Origin of the sequence: Olsenella sp. KH3B4, from assembly GCA_900111695.1 — a bacterium.
In the GTDB taxonomy this organism is placed as follows: domain Bacteria; phylum Actinomycetota; class Coriobacteriia; order Coriobacteriales; family Atopobiaceae; genus Tractidigestivibacter.
Genome location: FOHD01000001.1, coordinates 317796 through 332444, shown reverse-complemented (window position 1 = coordinate 332444; position 14649 = coordinate 317796). Strand labels below are relative to the sequence as shown.

15 protein-coding genes are annotated in these 14649 nt (G+C 61.4%); 13 read left to right on the top strand and 2 right to left on the bottom strand.

From position 1 onward, the window contains the following. The first annotated feature begins 10 nt into the window (after positions 1-10). From BMX94_RS01515 to BMX94_RS01470, 10 genes are all read left to right on the top strand, one after another. A complete protein-coding gene (locus tag BMX94_RS01515; protein ID WP_091002683.1) occupies positions 11-1933 on the top strand; it encodes a nitrilase-related carbon-nitrogen hydrolase in 1923 nt (640 codons plus the stop codon). Positions 1934-2009: 76 nt separating this feature from the next. Then, positions 2010-2663: a crossover junction endodeoxyribonuclease RuvC gene (ruvC, locus tag BMX94_RS01510; RefSeq protein ID WP_091002681.1), complete on the top strand. Its 654-nt coding sequence runs from the start codon at positions 2010-2012 to the stop codon at positions 2661-2663. After that, positions 2660-3292 carry a Holliday junction branch migration protein RuvA gene (gene ruvA / locus BMX94_RS01505; protein ID WP_091002679.1) on the top strand — a complete coding sequence of 211 codons (633 nt, stop codon included), beginning with the start codon at positions 2660-2662 and terminating at the stop codon, positions 3290-3292. Before ruvC ends, ruvA begins: the two co-directional genes overlap by 4 nt. Next, the gene (gene ruvB / locus BMX94_RS01500) at positions 3289-4356 is read left to right on the top strand and encodes a Holliday junction branch migration DNA helicase RuvB (protein WP_091002676.1); all 1068 of its coding nucleotides are present in this window, start codon (positions 3289-3291) and stop codon (positions 4354-4356) included. Before ruvA ends, ruvB begins: the two co-directional genes overlap by 4 nt. A 39-nt stretch (positions 4357-4395) precedes the next feature. Then, positions 4396-4809, top strand: coding sequence for a hypothetical protein (locus BMX94_RS01495; protein WP_091002674.1), 414 nt, complete (start codon positions 4396-4398; stop codon positions 4807-4809). A gap of 134 nt (positions 4810-4943) precedes the next feature. Then, the gene (locus BMX94_RS01490) at positions 4944-6755 is read left to right on the top strand and encodes an NTP transferase domain-containing protein (RefSeq protein ID WP_091002673.1); all 1812 of its coding nucleotides are present in this window, start codon (positions 4944-4946) and stop codon (positions 6753-6755) included. Positions 6756-7025: 270 nt separating this feature from the next. Further along, entirely contained in the window at positions 7026-7913 is an 888-nt protein-coding gene (locus tag BMX94_RS01485; RefSeq protein WP_091002671.1) for an NTP transferase domain-containing protein, read from the top strand. 9 nt (positions 7914-7922) lie between these two features. Next, on the top strand, positions 7923-9071 hold the full coding sequence (locus BMX94_RS01480) for a glycosyltransferase family 4 protein (RefSeq protein ID WP_091002669.1): 1149 nt from the start codon (positions 7923-7925) through the stop codon (positions 9069-9071). Positions 9072-9245: 174 nt separating this feature from the next. Continuing rightward, a complete protein-coding gene (locus tag BMX94_RS01475; protein WP_218138431.1) occupies positions 9246-9893 on the top strand; it encodes a glycosyltransferase family 2 protein in 648 nt (215 codons plus the stop codon). Then, positions 9890-10225, top strand: coding sequence for a hypothetical protein (locus BMX94_RS01470; RefSeq protein WP_091002666.1), 336 nt, complete (start codon positions 9890-9892; stop codon positions 10223-10225). Before BMX94_RS01475 ends, BMX94_RS01470 begins: the two co-directional genes overlap by 4 nt. A 9-nt stretch (positions 10226-10234) precedes the next feature. On the opposite strand, the gene BMX94_RS01465 is transcribed toward BMX94_RS01470, so the two are convergent. Beyond that, positions 10235-11035: a LicD family protein gene (locus tag BMX94_RS01465; protein WP_091002664.1), complete on the bottom strand. Its 801-nt coding sequence runs from the start codon at positions 11033-11035 to the stop codon at positions 10235-10237. Between the two features lie 201 nt (positions 11036-11236). Between BMX94_RS01465 and BMX94_RS01460 the strand changes: the two genes are divergently transcribed. The 3 genes from BMX94_RS01460 to BMX94_RS01450 are packed head-to-tail and all read left to right on the top strand — an operon-like array spanning position 11237 to position 14266. Next, positions 11237-12124 carry a glycosyltransferase family 2 protein gene (locus tag BMX94_RS01460; RefSeq protein WP_091002662.1) on the top strand — a complete coding sequence of 296 codons (888 nt, stop codon included), beginning with the start codon at positions 11237-11239 and terminating at the stop codon, positions 12122-12124. Next, on the top strand, positions 12117-13400 hold the full coding sequence (locus BMX94_RS01455) for a lipopolysaccharide biosynthesis protein (protein ID WP_091002660.1): 1284 nt from the start codon (positions 12117-12119) through the stop codon (positions 13398-13400). The genes BMX94_RS01460 and BMX94_RS01455 overlap by 8 nt, the downstream gene beginning before the upstream one ends. An 8-nt stretch (positions 13401-13408) precedes the next feature. Next, complete coding sequence (locus BMX94_RS01450) at positions 13409-14266, top strand: LicD family protein (protein WP_091002659.1); 858 nt, start codon at positions 13409-13411, stop codon at positions 14264-14266. A gap of 22 nt (positions 14267-14288) precedes the next feature. Here BMX94_RS01450 and BMX94_RS01445 read toward each other — a convergent pair whose 3' ends face one another. Further along, entirely contained in the window at positions 14289-14645 is a 357-nt protein-coding gene (locus tag BMX94_RS01445; protein ID WP_091002657.1) for a DUF2304 domain-containing protein, read from the bottom strand. Between the last annotated feature and the right edge of the window lie 4 nt (positions 14646-14649).

The window sequence follows — 14649 nt, the reverse complement described above, 5'->3', positions numbered from 1 at the left end:
AGGTCCAAGCATGAAGATCGCGGTTGCCCAGATGAGGACCACGGCAGGGGAGCTCGAGCGCACCGCTGAGCGGATGGTCGAGTTCGCTCGACGAGCGGCCAACAAGGGAGCCCAGCTCGTGGTGTTTCCGGCGGCAGCCCTCATGGGCATATGGCCCGTCAATCAACCCAGTCAGGAGGGGCTCCTGCTCGACCTTGCGGAGACGCTGGTCAAGCTTGCCGACGAGGTTCCCTGTCCCTGCATCGTGCCGGTTCTCTCGGATTCCGATGGCGCGCCGGCGCCCGAGGCGATCCTCGTGCACGACGGCAAGATTACGCCGCTCAAACTCTCGGCGCTCATGCGCTCGTATGTTGTGAACAGCGAGACTCGCCATGCCCCAAGTGGAGAAGAGGGTGACGGAGGCCCCGCGAAGGACCTTCCCGTCTTCGATATCGATGGCGTTCGCTTTGGACTCGCCTTCACCTTTGACGACCTTGACGACTTCGATGCCTTCGACTTTGACCTGGACGTGCTGATGTACCTCGACAGCTGTGGGTTTGTCATGGACGACCCCTCTTCGGGCATGGGCGCGGCAATCACGGATGGCCGTTTCCTGGACGATGCGGAGGCAACGGGTGCCTGGGTTGTGGGCGTGGGCTCCCTCGGGACCTATGGCACGCAGGTGTGCATTGGCGGAAGCTTTGTCCTCACCCCCTGGGGCGAGCTTGCCGCCCAGGCGGTCACGTTCGATGAGGACCTGCTCATCGCAGATGTCGATCCCGAGTTTGGCGGGCCCCTTGACCACCCGCTCACTCCCGAGGTCTTCGACCGTCCGCTCGTCGGATGGAACGCGCTCGCACAGGGGCTCTCCGAGTCGCTCTCGCAGATGGGGTTCACGCAGGCGGCCGTGCTCGTCGACGGCACGCTGGACTCCTGTGCCGTTGCGACGCTCGCAACCGATGCGCTTGGCCCCACCAACGTCCACGCGCTTCTCGTGACCGGCGCAGACGACAAGCTCGACGCATCTGCCCGCAAGCTCGTCGAGAATCTCAGGCTGCCCGTTCGCGAGCTTCCCATGGCCGCGCTCTCGCCCGACCGGGAGCTTGCCGCAGACCTCGCGAAGGCGCACCTGGCAGCGCTCGCGCGCGAGGAGGGCGCCATGCCGCTCTCGAATCTAGACAAGACCGCGATGGCTTTGGAGGTCATGCCTGGCATGCTGGCACCTGCCGGGCTCGCCCCGCTGGGTGACGTCTATCGGTACGGCGTCCTCGAGCTCGTACACATGAGAAACACCATCTCGCCTGTCATCTCGCGTGACTCCCGGCGGGCGTTTGAGGTGCCTGCCATCCCGGGAATCGAGGAGTGCGGACACACGCCCGAGCAGCGCCTTGAGTATGTCGACTACGTGCTCGCAAGCCATATCGAGTGGCGAAGGCCGCTCTCTGACATCGCCGATGATGGGGGCCACCCTCAGGTTGCCTCCGCCATTCTCGACCGCCTTGCCTCGTGCGCGCCGGGCCGTCTGTCCTGCGGCCTTGTCATCGTGATGTCCACGTGCACCCTCGACGACGCGCCGTGGCCTTTGGGCATGGCGTGGCGGGATCGTCCGCGCACAAAGGCGGAGCGCTCGGGGGAGGCCATGGAGGGCGCAATCTCGCTAGGCGAGGATGTGGACAAAGCCATTGTCGAGAAGACCAAGATGGCCATGGCGGAGAGGCGGGACGGGCCGGTGCGGCGCGAGGCCGAGGAGTCGAGCCAGGACTCCGTGGGGAAGCGCGACCACGAGCAGGACATGCGCGAGGTGGTAAACCTTCTACGCGACCTCTCGATTACTGGTGGTCTCGCGGCCGATCAGCAGGATGGACGCGTTGGGAGGCATGGCCAGGGCGGGCGACCCGGCCCTGGCGGCGCACCAGGCGATGGCTCGGTATGGAGGACCTTCTCAGAGAACTGAGTTTGCCCTTCTTAGAGGCGCGCGGTATGCTAAACTAGAACTAACGTTCTAACAAGCCCGCGCGAGAGGAGGGTGCATGGTCATCCTGGGCATAGATCCCGGCCTTGCGAACACAGGCTGGGGCGTAGTCGAGACACGTGGCCCTGTGTGCAGGGCGCGCGCATACGGCTGCGTCTCAACCTCGTCGTCCGAGTCCATCGATCGACGGTTGGGCAAGATTTACGAGGGTATCGCCAACGCCATCGAGACCTATGTGCCCAGCCAGCTCGCCATCGAGAAGATCTTCTTTGGTGAGAACTCCCGCTCGGCGCTTGCAACTGCGCATGCCCGCGGCGCCGCCCTTGTCGCGGCGGCAGAGGCCGGCCTCGAGCTGGGTGAGTATACGCCCATGCAGATCAAGCAGGCGGTGGTTGGCACGGGGTCTGCCGACAAACGCCAGGTCATCTTCATGGTGAGGAACATTCTCGCCCTTGACCACGACCCGCGTCCGGACCACTGCGCAGATGCCCTTGCGGCAGCCATCTGCCATGCCAACCTCACGCGCACGCAGCGACTCACACGCGAGGGGGCGGCCGTGCAGGTCTTCGAGCAGCAGAAGGCACAGGAGGCTCTCGATGCCGCCACGGCGCGCGGCGTCACGGCGGCGGCAACTGCTGCACGTCTCGCCGGGGCCCGCGGCGAAGGCTCGCCACTTGGCCACGTTAGGCAGAGCAGGAGGAACACCCAATGATCGTGCAGCTCACGGGCACCCTTGTCGAGGTGCTACCTACCCACGTCGTCATCGATGTGGGTGGCGTCGGCTATGAGCTTGGCGTCTCGGCAACTACGGCGGCATCACTGCCGGCGGTGGGAGAAGCCGGGGTCACCGTGCTCACGCGCATGCTCGTGAAGGAGAACGCGGTCGAGCTCTACGGCTTTGCCACGCGCGAGGAGCGCGCCGTGTTCGACAAACTCGTCGCCGTATCCGGCGTGGGTCCCAAGCTGGCCTTGGCGGTTCTCTCTACGTTCTCCCCGGCAACGCTTGCCACCATCGTCACCCTTCAGGACGAGGGACGCATGGCCCAGGTTCCCGGTGTTGGCCGCAAGAAGGCACAGCGACTGCTGGTTGAGCTGCAGGATGTCTTTGCCAAGGACGCAACCCTGCGCGGCCTGGTTGGCATGAGCGAGCCTGCCTCGCAGCGCTCCAAAGTGCCCGATACCTCGCAGTCTGTCGCCGAAGAGGCTACGGCTGCGCTGCTTTCCATGGGCTTCTCGCCGCAGGAGGCAGAGCTTGCCCTGGATGGGCATGAGGAGGCCGGAGCATCAACGGTCGAGAAGGCCATACAGTTCGCGCTCAAGAGGATTGGGGGCAACCTGTGACGTGGGAGGCTCAGGAGGAGGACCTCTTCGACGACGTGCCGGGCTCTGGCCATGGACATGGTGGGCCGCGTCCCGTGACGGGGGAGCTTACGGCTGACGACCTTGATGTCGACCGCAGCCTTCGTCCTACTACGCTTGACGAGTACTGTGGCCAGGAGCGTGTGCGCGATAACCTCCGCGTGCTTATCGCCGCTGCAAAAGACCGTCACGAGACCCTCGATCACGTGCTCTTCTCTGGCCCTCCGGGGCTGGGAAAGACCACACTTGCCAACGTAGTCGCAAACGAGATGGGTGCCCGTCTGCGTACCACGTCGGGCCCGGCAATCGCGCGCACGGGAGACCTCGCTGCCATACTCACCAACCTCGAGGAGGGCGACGTCCTCTTTGTGGATGAGATTCACCGTCTCAACCATCAGGTCGAGGAGGTCCTCTATCCTGCTATGGAGGACTTCTTCCTCGACATCGTCATAGGCAAGGGGCCGGCGGCGCGCTCAATTCGCCTTGACGTTCCGCACTTCACGCTTATCGGCGCAACCACGCGTACGGGGCTGCTCACCGGGCCCCTTCGCGATCGTTTTGGCATCTCGTATCGCCTGGACTACTACACCGTCGACGAGCTCAAGCGCATCGTGCAGCGCTCGGCTGCCATCCTTGGAGTCGAGATTGACGAGCAGGGCGCCGCCGAGATTGCCTCGCGTTCGCGCGGCACGCCACGCCTTGCCAACCGGCTCCTCAAGCGCGTGCGTGACTACGCCCAGGTCCGGGCCGGCGGTTCCATCACGTGGGAGGTCGCCGCCGAGGCGCTCTCGTTCTTCGAGATTGACGAGATGGGCCTTGACTGGATGGACAAGAAGATCCTAACGGCGCTTACGAGCACCTTCAGGGGACGTCCCGTGGGACTCACCACCATCGCCTCGGCGGTAGGGGAGGACCCCTCCACCCTCGAGGACGTCTACGAGCCCTATCTCCTGCAGCGGGGCCTCGTCGTGCGCACGCCCCAGGGGCGCCAGGCAACGCCTGTGGCGTTCGAGCACCTTGGCATGCCGCTCCCACCACAGCGCTAGAATCGTGGACGCGGTAGCGTTCGCAGAGAGGATGGCACCATGCTTGAGAGGGACTACATCACCGAGCTCATCTCGCAGTTCGTCGAGGCGGTGACAAGGGCGCTCAGACTTGCTGTCGAGAAGGGCGACCCCGTCTCCTGCCAGGAGGTCGAGCAGCAGGTTGCAGACCTCGTCGACCTTGATGTCCAGACGGCCATGGCCCTCTCGCCAGACTCTCTCGTCACGATGCTCGTGCTCTCTGGCATGGGGGACTCCATTGCCGCGTACGTGTGCTATGCGCTCGACCGCGTCTCTAGCGTGTACGAAGCTCAGGGCAACAATGACCTCGCCGGTCTGCGCCACCTGCAGGCCCAGGCAGTGGCGGAGAGCTTTGGATGCGATCCCGCAACGCCGCCGGAGGAGCTGGCAGCCCTCGACGCCGAGCTCTTTGGCTCTGCCGAGGAGGGTGCCTAGTACGTCCGCGTGACGTCGACCGCCGGCGGCCGTCTGCATGTGTTCATCACATTATCAATTCTAAGATTGTTGAACATTCAGCTTACCTTTGGCATACTGAAGCCTAACAAAAGGTGTTCTATGCCGGAGGTTCCATGGCGCTCTCCAAAAGTAAGTTCAAGGTCCTTGTCGTCCTTGCAAAGTCAGAAATCCGCATGACCCAGCGCGAGCTGAGCAGTGCCTCTGGCCTCTCTCTTGGGACCGTGAACGCTGTCCTGCACGATGCAATGGATGCCGGGCTTGTCGAGGACGGCATGCTTACCATCGACGGCCTCAAGTCCCTCAAACCCTACGAGGTAGGCAATGCCATCATCATGGCCGCTGGCCTCTCCTCTCGCCTTGCCCCTATCTCCTATGAGAAGCCCAAGGGTCTCCTCCGTGTTCGTGGCGAAGTACTCATCGAGCGTCAAATTCGCCAACTCCAGGAAGCCGGCGTCACTGACATCACCGTCGTGGTGGGCTACAAGAAGGAGTACTTCTTCTACCTGGCAAGCAAGTTTGGCGTTCGCATCAAGGTAAACCCGCAGTATGCCACCAGGAACAACAGCTACACCCTCTGGCTCGTGCGCAATCGCCTTGACAACACCTACGTGTGCTCGTCAGATGACTACTTTGAGAAGAACCCCTTCGAGCACTACGTCTACGAGGCCTACTACGCCACGCAGTACGTGAGCGGCCCAACAGAGGAGTGGTGCGTGACCACGGGTCCCGGAGACCGCATCACCCGGATTAACGTTGGGGGCGCAGACGCCTGGACAATGCTCGGCCACGCCTACTTTGACCGTGCGTTCTCCAACGGCTTCGTTCCCCTGCTCGACGATGCCGTGCGCAGGCCAGAGCTGGCCGACAGGCTCTGGGAGGACATATTCCGCGCCCATACAGACGAGCTACACATGGTCGCCCGCCACTACCGTGACGCCTTCATCCACGAATTTGACACCCTCGACCAGGTAAGCGGCTTTGATCCCGCGTTCATCGAGAATGTCGACTCAAACATCTTTGACAACATTGTCTCGGTCCTGGGATGCGAGAAGTCCCAGATCCATGGCTTCTATCCGCTCAAGCAGGGCCTCACCAACCTCTCGTGCCACTTCTCCGTGGGCGAGGGCGCTGACGAGCGCGAGTACGTCTACCGGCATCCTGGTGTTGGCACCGAGAATATGGTCGACCGCGCCGCGGAAGAGGCGGGCCTTCGCCTTGCGCGCGAGCTTGGTATCGATAACACCTTCATCTACGAGGATCAGCGGCAAGGCTGGAAGATCTCTCGCTTTGTGCCCAACGCCCGCCCGCTCGACCCACATGACCCTGAGCAGCTCAAGCGTGCCATGCAGATGTGCCGCAGGCTCCACGAGAGCAAGGCCACGCTTAATCGCAGCTTTGACTTTGTCGAGGAGGGGCTTGGTTACGAGAAGCTCCTGACCAAGCGTGGCCCCGTTGAGATTCCAGGCTACGAGGAGCTCAAGGAGAAGGTGCTGCGGCTCAAGAGCCTGTCTGAGCGCGATGGCTTCTCTCGCTGCGTCTCGCACAATGACTTCTTCTACCTCAACTTCCTCATCGACGAGCAGGACGAGTACAGCCTCATCGACTGGGAGTACGCGGGCATGTCGGACGAGGCGAGTGACTTTGGCACCTTTACCGTGTGCTGCGAGCTCTCTGACGATGAGGCCGAGGATGCCCTGCGTTTCTACTTTGGTCACCGTCCCACCTCGCTTGAGCGGCGTCACTTCTGGAGCTACGTGGTCTTCGCCGGCTGGTGCTGGTACGTATGGTCGCTCGAGAAGGAGGCGGAGGGCGATAACGTGGGCGAATGGCTCCTCATCTACTACCGCTATGCGCAGGACAACGTCGACCGCGTGCTTTCCTGGTACGAGGAGGGAGAGTCCAGCAGCGAGTGCGAGGCGTCGTAGCCGTCGCGTGCCGCAGAAGGCGCTTTCGCACTTGCTCCTCGCATCCAAATTTGAATATCCCGTTCATGTCACTATATGCACGCGTGTAATATGAACACGTCAGCACTCTTACAGAGCGTTGACATGTTCATGACAAACGCTTGGCGGTGAGTACATGACACGACGAACAAACAAAGACGCTTCTGCTGGAGTATCTCGCAGGGGCTTCTTTGAGCTTGCTGGTGGCGCTGCCGCTTGCCATCTCACTAGCCCGTTGGAGGTAGCTCAGCAATGACACACAAGGAGTTTCTCATCCTCTCGACCATCGCTACGGCATCGGCCCCGCTCACCCAGCGTGCCCTGGCCGCAGAAACCGGCATGTCCGTGGGGAGCGTCAACGAAGCGATCTCACATCTTTCTGACCTTGGCCTCATTGCGGACAGAAGGGTTACCGACGACGGCCTTGACGCGCTGGAGCCCTATCGCGTGAAGCGTGCGGTGCTCATTGCGGCCGGCTTTGGCTCCCGCATGGTCCCCATTACGCTCAACACCCCCAAGCCGCTCGTACGCGTGGGTGGCACGCGCATCATCGACACCATCCTGGATGCCGTCTATGCGGCGGGTATCACCGAGGTCTACGTGGTGAGGGGCTATCTTGGCGAGCAGTTCGACCAGCTCCTCTACAAGTACCCCACGATCAGGTTCATTGATAACCCCCTCTACAACGAGGCGAACAACATCTCGAGCATGGTCGCCGCAAAGGACCATCTCCAGAGTGCCTACGTCTTCGAGTCAGATCTGCTGCTGAGAAACCCCAAGCTCATCACCCGCTACCAGGACCGTTCGAACTACCTGGGCATTCCCATGGAGCGCTCCGACGACTGGTGCTTTAAGGTCAAGAACGGCGTCATCAAGAACCTGGGTATTGGTGGCGAGGGCGGCATCTGGCAGATGGTCGGCATCTCCTACTGGACGCCGGAGGACGGTGCCAGGCTCGCGGAGGACATCCCGGCGACCTTTGCGATGCCGGGCGGCAAGGAGCGCTTCTGGGACGAGGCGCCGCTCACGTACTTTGCCGACAGGTACAAGGTCTACGCGCGCGAGTGCTCCCTTGAAGACGTGACCGAGATTGACTCATTCCGCGAGCTCGAGGCTATAGATCCCGCATACGACTGCTAAGCTGGGCTCATGTCACACACGTATGCCATATTCTCCGCGCAGTACCTTCCTCATGTGGGAGGCGTCGAGACGTTTACCGCAAACCTGGCCCACCAGCTTGTGCTGGGTGGGGACGGGGTGTGCGTCGTGACGTCGGCGCGTGGCGACGCGCCGGAGGTCGAGACCCAGGATGACGGCGTGCGCATCGTGCGTCTTCCCAGCATCCAACTCATGGGCGGAAGGCTCCCGCTCTCTCGCCATGGGTCGCACGAGCGCGCGCTTCTCGCTGCAGTGTCCAGCCTGGGCATCGACCGCGTTCTCGTAAACACCCGCTTTTACGGCACGTCCGTCACGGGTCTCCGCTTTGCTCGAGAACTTGGCGTTCCAGCCGTACTGCTCGACCACGGCTCGGCATGGCTCACCTTTGGCAGCGTGGCGGCGCTCGATGCCGCGGCCCATGCGTGGGAGCGCCGCATGACTGCCCGGGATGTGAGTCTCGGCGCGACCTTCGCGGGCATTAGCGAGAAGAGCGCCGCGTGGCTCTCGAACTTTGGCATCGAGACCTCGCTGGTCATTCCCAACGCGATAGACGCTCCCTCGTTCCGGGCGGAGTCCTCGGGCCGCGACTTTCGCTCCGAGCTTGGCATCCCCAGCGATGCGACCCTCGTTGCCTTTGTGGGGAGGCTTGCGCCCGAGAAGGGCCCGGAACGCCTGCTCGAAGCCGTGCGTCAGCTGGGGGAGACGTGCGCCTGCGTCCTTGCGGGCGAGGGTGCGTTGCGCCCCCAGCTCGAACATGACTTGCCAGCCAACGCCCACCTTGTGGGCAACCTGAGCCACCCGGACCTCTCTGCCCTTCTCTCTCAGGCAGATGTCTTCTGCCTACCCACGCGCTCGGAGGGCTTCTGCACGTCGCTTCTGGAGGCTGGTGCCTGGGGCGTGCCTTGCGTGGTGCCGGACGTTGGCGGTGCGCGCGAGGTGCTCTGCCATGACGGGCATACGTTTGGTGCCATCACCTCAGACCGCGAGCCCTCCACCATGGCCGAGGGTATTCGCCAGGCGCTGGCAGCGTGGACGCCGGCACTCTCTCGGGCGCTTAGAACGCACGTGGAGGATGACCTATCCTGGTCCCAGACGGTCCAGGCGCTTGAGCGCAGCTTTGAGCTTATGTACAGAAGCTAGGAGATGGGACTCTGCTCATTGCCCTCTGTGTCCTTTCGGGCTCCTTCATCATATTTGGAGCTTTGTCCCCGTTCTGACGAGGCCTTATCACGCGATGACATAGCCGTGCAAGAATGAGCACTCCATTTGGGTCGCGGAGCTCTCGCGCATGCCGTCAATCGGAGGCCTGTCACCGTGGCAACTGTCTGTGTTTTCACGCCAACCTACAACCGCGCCTATATCCTTCCCAAGCTCTACGAAAGTCTCGTGGCGCAGACGTCGCGGGACTTCTCCTGGCTTGTCGTCGATGATGGGTCGGCCGACGGTACCGAGGAGCTCGTGCGTGGGTGGCAAGCCAAGGGCCTGGTTCCCATCACGTACATTCACCAGGAGAACGGCGGCAAGCAGAGTGCCGCCAACATGGGCATGGAGCACTGTGAGGATGAGCTCTTCTTCGTGGTGGACTCTGATGACCATCTGGTGACAATGGCAATCGAGCAGATTATCGACGTCTGGCAGCACGCGCGCGGGGATGTTTCGCTCGCGGGCATTGTGGCGCTCCGCGGCTCTGACGAGGAGACGCCGCTTGGAACGCACATGCCTGCCGGGGTGACGAGGGTCAAGATGTGGGACCTTCTCCACAAGTACCACTTCAAGGGCGACACCTCGCTCATCCATCGCACGGCCATTGTGCGATGGCACCCCTACGAGGTCGCCCCCGGCGAGAAGTTCGTTGCCGAGCCGATGGCCTTCTTCGCAATCGACGACGACTACGACATGCTTACTGCTATCGCAAGGGGACCGGCTGCGCACAGACATCGAAGCTCATCACGCGCAGTATGACCGACGATCTTGCGAAGGTCATCGAGAAGCACACCGCCGTCATTGACGACTTGGGACTTTCTGGAAGTGAGGCTCGCTCTATTCGCGCCTACCTCGCGTACCCCTTCATTGTGTGGATGGGCCAGGCTGCGTCTCTGGGGGAGTGCCGCAAGGACGACCGCACCTCGCTTGCGATGTGCGCCCATGCGCCGAGCCTGCTTGCGGCTGACGAAGACCCCTCAGTTCACCTTGCCACCATTGCCTATCGGCTTCTCGGCTTCTGGGGAACCGCGCGCCTTCTTTCCGTTGCATTCCGTATGGCCCAGCGAGCGACCATACGTCACCAGTCCTAGCTCTTGCCCCTAGAGCCAGCGGGCGTCGACGTAGTGGGGGAGGCGCTCGTTCTCTGGGGGCAGGGTCATGTAGTCGCCGTACCAGCGCGTGAGGCAAAGGTCGTAATCTCGCGGCCCATCGAACTGCTCGCCCTCGAAGCTATACAAGCAGGTGTCGTTTACGGCGGAGCTGGGGATGCGCTCATTTGGACCCATGCCCCATGCGAGGTTCGCGACCTCCTCGCTTCCCTCGACGGGTATCACCCGCGCGTTCTCGTCCATCTGCTGAGCAACCTGGTAGATGTCCTCCTTGGGCATGACGGCCTTGAGCACGCGCTTGCCAATGATGCTGAGGGCGGAGGTACCCTCGTGGATGTTTGCGGTCAGGTAGTCATACTTGCGCGTGCATTTGGCCATCTCGTCGAAGGGCTTGTCGCTCTGGCCAATGCCGTCGATGGGGAACACGTCTACCCATACTCCCGTGCGGCACCACCGCTCATCGACGTAGTGCTCGACCACTTCCGTGCGCGTGTCTACCACCTTGATGAAGGGATAGATTGATGAGCGGTCTCGATACCAGATGATGTTGTAATACGGCTTGGAAGAGCGCTTCGCAAACGCCTCCGGGAGGCGCTCGTAGTCATCGCGTGGCATGATAAGGTCGATGTCATCGTCCCAGGGGATGAAGCCGTGGTGACGTATTGCCCCCAAAAGGGTGCCGTATGCCATGAGACACGTGAGTCCCTCTTCGTGGCATACGTGGAAGATCTCCCGCATGATGTCGAGCTCGATGGCCTTCATCTCTTCGAGGTCAATGCGCTTCTGTCCCATGGTGTCCCCGTTCAGAATATATACAAGTGCCCAGAGATTATAAGCTCTCTGTAATGTGGGGTCATACGGGCCAAGAGTGCTCTCTGGTTATTTTCCGTTTGACGGCCGCTGTGCCGCTGGCGGTAGCCTGTCCATGCGACAATAACTCAATGCCCGAGCGGGGCTGCTCTCTGCATCTTGTCATCCGACCGGAGCATACGCATGAAAACAGTTTGCGTCTTCACGCCAACCTATAACCGCGCCTACATTCTCCCGGTGCTCTACAAGAGCCTGGTCGCACAGACCTCGCAGGATTTTATGTGGCTCATCGTTGACGATGGCTCGACCGATGACACCGGCTCGCTGGTTGCCTCTTGGAAGCAGGAGGGCAAGGTCGAGATCACCTATGTCAAGAAGGAGAACGGTGGGAAGCCGCGTGCCATCAACACGGGTGTCGATTGCTGCGAGTGCCCGCTGTTCTTCTGCGTCGACTCAGATGACCACCTGGTGCCCGGGGCCATTGCCCGTATCGTCGAGGACTATGCGGCGATTCGCGATGACAGCCGCATAGCCGGCATCGTGGCACTCAGGGGCACTGACGACCGCACCCCCATGGTTACCTGGATTCCCGACGGAGTCTCCGAGGTCAAATACTGGGATCTGTTCGAGAAGTACCACTTTGCCGGTGACACCTCGCTCATCCACAAGACCGAGGTGTTGCGAAAGTACCCTTATGATGTTGCGCCCGGGGAGAAATTCATTGCCGAGACGTCCGTGTACTATCGTCTCGACGAACACTACCTCATGAAGACGGACAACACTATCCTCACGATTTGCCACTACCTACCTGACGGTCTTACCAAGAACTTCACGAAGAACGCGCGCGAGAACCCCATTGGCTACCGCAAACACAAGCTCTACTGCGCGCAGCGTTCACAAACCCTCCTTGGCAAGTTTCGCGAGACCACGCTCTATCTTGTTGGCTGCCGCATGTCGGGGGAGAAGGGCGGCCTCTCCAAGGCTCCCAACAAGTTGATTGGTGCCCTGTGCGAGCTTCCCGCATTTGTTGCCTACCACACGGTGTTCGGAGGGAAGAAGATCAATGGCTGAGGGCCTCTCTCTCAAGAAGAACATCGCCTGGAGCTCCGCAGGCTCCATCGTGCGGCTGGGCTGCAACTACCTCATCACCATCGCTGTTGTTCGTCTCTCCCACGGCTTTGACGCCGCAGGCGCGCTATCCCTGGCAATGGCCGTCTCTAACCTGGTGGCGCCCTTTGCAGACTTTCGTCTGCGCACGGTCCAGGTGACTGACGTCCGCGGCGAGCATAGTTCCGGCGAGTACGTTGGCCTGCGCCTTCTCACGAGCGCACTTGCCTTTGCGGTGGGCGTTGCGTATGCCATTCTTACGTGCTCGCTCGACGCTGTGCCGGCGATTGTGGCCTACCTGGTGGCATCGCTCGCGGCAAACTTCATCGAAGGCTTGCACGCCATCGACCAGCGTCACCTTCGCATGGACTACATCGGCCGCTCCTACATGATACAGGGTGTCTCCAACCTGGCGCTCTTCTCAGTCGTCCTGTGGCTTACGGACTCCCTCGAGCTTGCCTGCGTCTCCATGGCACTGGCGACTCTTGCCATCTGCTTTGTCTACGACATGCCTCGTGCATCTGGCTTCGAGTCCGTAAGGCCAGTGATCGACCTGCGCTCCGCCGCTCGGACGCTTGCAACGCTTCTGCCACTGGTCATAGCGCAGGTGTGCTCGAGTGCCGTTCTCACCGTGCCCAAGCAGTACCTCGCGGCAAGTGTGAGCACGGCTGCCCTGGGCATCTACTCCTCGGTGGCGTCTCCGGCTGCTATCGTCCAGATGGGCGCCTCCTACATCTACAGTCCCCTCATGGGAGAGTTTGCTCAGCGCTTCAAGGACAACAAGGCCTCGGCGCTCAAGCTCTTTAGGCGCACTATCCAGGGCATTGTTGGTATCACGATTGTCTTCTCCGTGCTCATTCTTCTCTTTGGCCAGTGGGTGTTGGGTCTGCTCTACGGTCAAGAGATCGTCGAGTACAGCTACCTGCTTGGCCCGGCAGTACTCTGCACCTTTGTGACCGCCTTTGCCTGGTTCATGAACGACCTGCTCCTGTCGCTCAGGGACTACAAGGCAAGCTTCCTTGGCAACGTTGTTGCTACCGTGGTCTCGCTTGTAGTCACCGTTCCTATCGTGGACCTCTTTGGGATGAACGGTGTAAGCTGGGTTGGCGTGGGCTCCTACCTCATGGCGGTCCTCTCGCTCGTGGCGTTCTTCGTGCGCGACTGCAAGAGGCTCGATGAAGACGACCACGCCGCAAGGTCTTCCACTGAGGGGGACAAGGCAACAATGGAGAAGGACTGATAGACCAGATGAACGACGTCCGGCCTTATCCCGAAGGTTCCCTCGAGCGCCTACAGGACGCCGAACGTGACATTCTGCGCGTTGTGGACGAGCTCTGCCGCGAGAATGGCATTGACTACTTCATTGACTCAGGTACCTGCCTGGGCGCGGTTCGTCATGGCGGCTTTATCCCATGGGACGACGACACGGACATTGGCATGTCCTATGAGGACTACCGGTGCTTCCTCGAGCTTGCCCCCAAAGCCCTTCCCTCTGGCTATTCCCTTGCAACGTGCGAGAACACACCCGGTCTCACGTCACTCTGGGTGAAGGTCTTTCTCGACGGCACGCGCTTCATTGACGAGGCCTCCATGGAGGCCGGCTGCAACCAGGCCATCTTCCTCGACGTCTTCCCGTTCTTCCGCGAGGATGCCGACCCTGCGCGCGCCCGCTCGCAAAAGGCAACGTGCCTGAAGCTCCAGCGCATGAGCTACCTCCACGGCATTGCTCATCCTAGGATTCCCTCTGACACGTCGTTTAGGGGTCTCAAGGCCACGGCGTGCTCCATTGCGCACCACACCATTGCGCATGCGTGGAAGCCGGAAGAGCTCTCTCGCAAGCTTCTCATGGCAGCCCAACCGGAGGTGCCTTCAGAACGCTGGTTCAATGCGACCTACCCACTCGACGGAGTTCACGAGGCGTCCGAGATTTTTCCCACCAAAGACATTGCCTTTGACGGCATGACCTTGAGGGCGCCGCACGACTGCGATGCGTACCTACGCACGCTTTACGGTGACTATCACGAGCTGCCGCCCCTGGAGGACCGCTATACGCACTGCCCCCTCGTGCTCGACTTTGGCGACGGTGTCAACGTGATGGGGGAGTAGCCGCTGGGTTCTGGTCGAGAGGCTAGCCCTTGTTTTCTCTGCTGTCCCCACGTTCCTTCTTGTCGAGGGCTACTTCTTGGGAGAGCTGCTCTACCTTGTCGGTGAGGCGCGAGACGTCGCAGGCAAGGTTGAAGAGCTTGAGGAGCATCAGTGCGATGACCACGACAAACACGAAGTTGCTTGGCGAGAGGAAACCCAGAAGGCCGGAGAAGAAGTACGCAATCCGCGGGAAGATTGCCAACACCAGCAGCAGCACGGCCGCGCAGACCCAGTAGACCGAATCAGCAATACGGATTTTCGACTTTCTCACCTTGCGCACAACGATGGAGAGCGCAAGAAGCGCGCCGAGGACAAGGACTATGCGGAGAACGATGGACATGGCG

What these genes read in the sequence shown, in the direction of transcription:
- ruvA (WP_091002679.1), top strand. Translation starts at nt 2,660, where the DNA reads ATGATCGTGCAGCTCACGGGCACCCTTGTCGAGGTGCTACCTACCCAC.
- BMX94_RS01495 (WP_091002674.1), top strand. Translation starts at nt 4,396, where the DNA reads ATGCTTGAGAGGGACTACATCACCGAGCTCATCTCGCAGTTCGTCGAG.
- BMX94_RS01445 (WP_091002657.1), bottom strand. Translation starts at nt 14,645, where the DNA reads ATGTCCATCGTTCTCCGCATAGTCCTTGTCCTCGGCGCGCTTCTTGCG.
- BMX94_RS01480 (WP_091002669.1), top strand. Translation starts at nt 7,923, where the DNA reads ATGTCACACACGTATGCCATATTCTCCGCGCAGTACCTTCCTCATGTG.
- BMX94_RS01485 (WP_091002671.1), top strand. Translation starts at nt 7,026, where the DNA reads ATGACACACAAGGAGTTTCTCATCCTCTCGACCATCGCTACGGCATCG.
- BMX94_RS01455 (WP_091002660.1), top strand. Translation starts at nt 12,117, where the DNA reads ATGGCTGAGGGCCTCTCTCTCAAGAAGAACATCGCCTGGAGCTCCGCA.
- BMX94_RS01515 (WP_091002683.1), top strand. Translation starts at nt 11, where the DNA reads ATGAAGATCGCGGTTGCCCAGATGAGGACCACGGCAGGGGAGCTCGAG.
- BMX94_RS01460 (WP_091002662.1), top strand. Translation starts at nt 11,237, where the DNA reads ATGAAAACAGTTTGCGTCTTCACGCCAACCTATAACCGCGCCTACATT.
- BMX94_RS01450 (WP_091002659.1), top strand. Translation starts at nt 13,409, where the DNA reads ATGAACGACGTCCGGCCTTATCCCGAAGGTTCCCTCGAGCGCCTACAG.
- BMX94_RS01470 (WP_091002666.1), top strand. Translation starts at nt 9,890, where the DNA reads ATGACCGACGATCTTGCGAAGGTCATCGAGAAGCACACCGCCGTCATT.
- BMX94_RS01465 (WP_091002664.1), bottom strand. Translation starts at nt 11,035, where the DNA reads ATGGGACAGAAGCGCATTGACCTCGAAGAGATGAAGGCCATCGAGCTC.
- BMX94_RS01490 (WP_091002673.1), top strand. Translation starts at nt 4,944, where the DNA reads ATGGCGCTCTCCAAAAGTAAGTTCAAGGTCCTTGTCGTCCTTGCAAAG.
- ruvC (WP_091002681.1), top strand. Translation starts at nt 2,010, where the DNA reads ATGGTCATCCTGGGCATAGATCCCGGCCTTGCGAACACAGGCTGGGGC.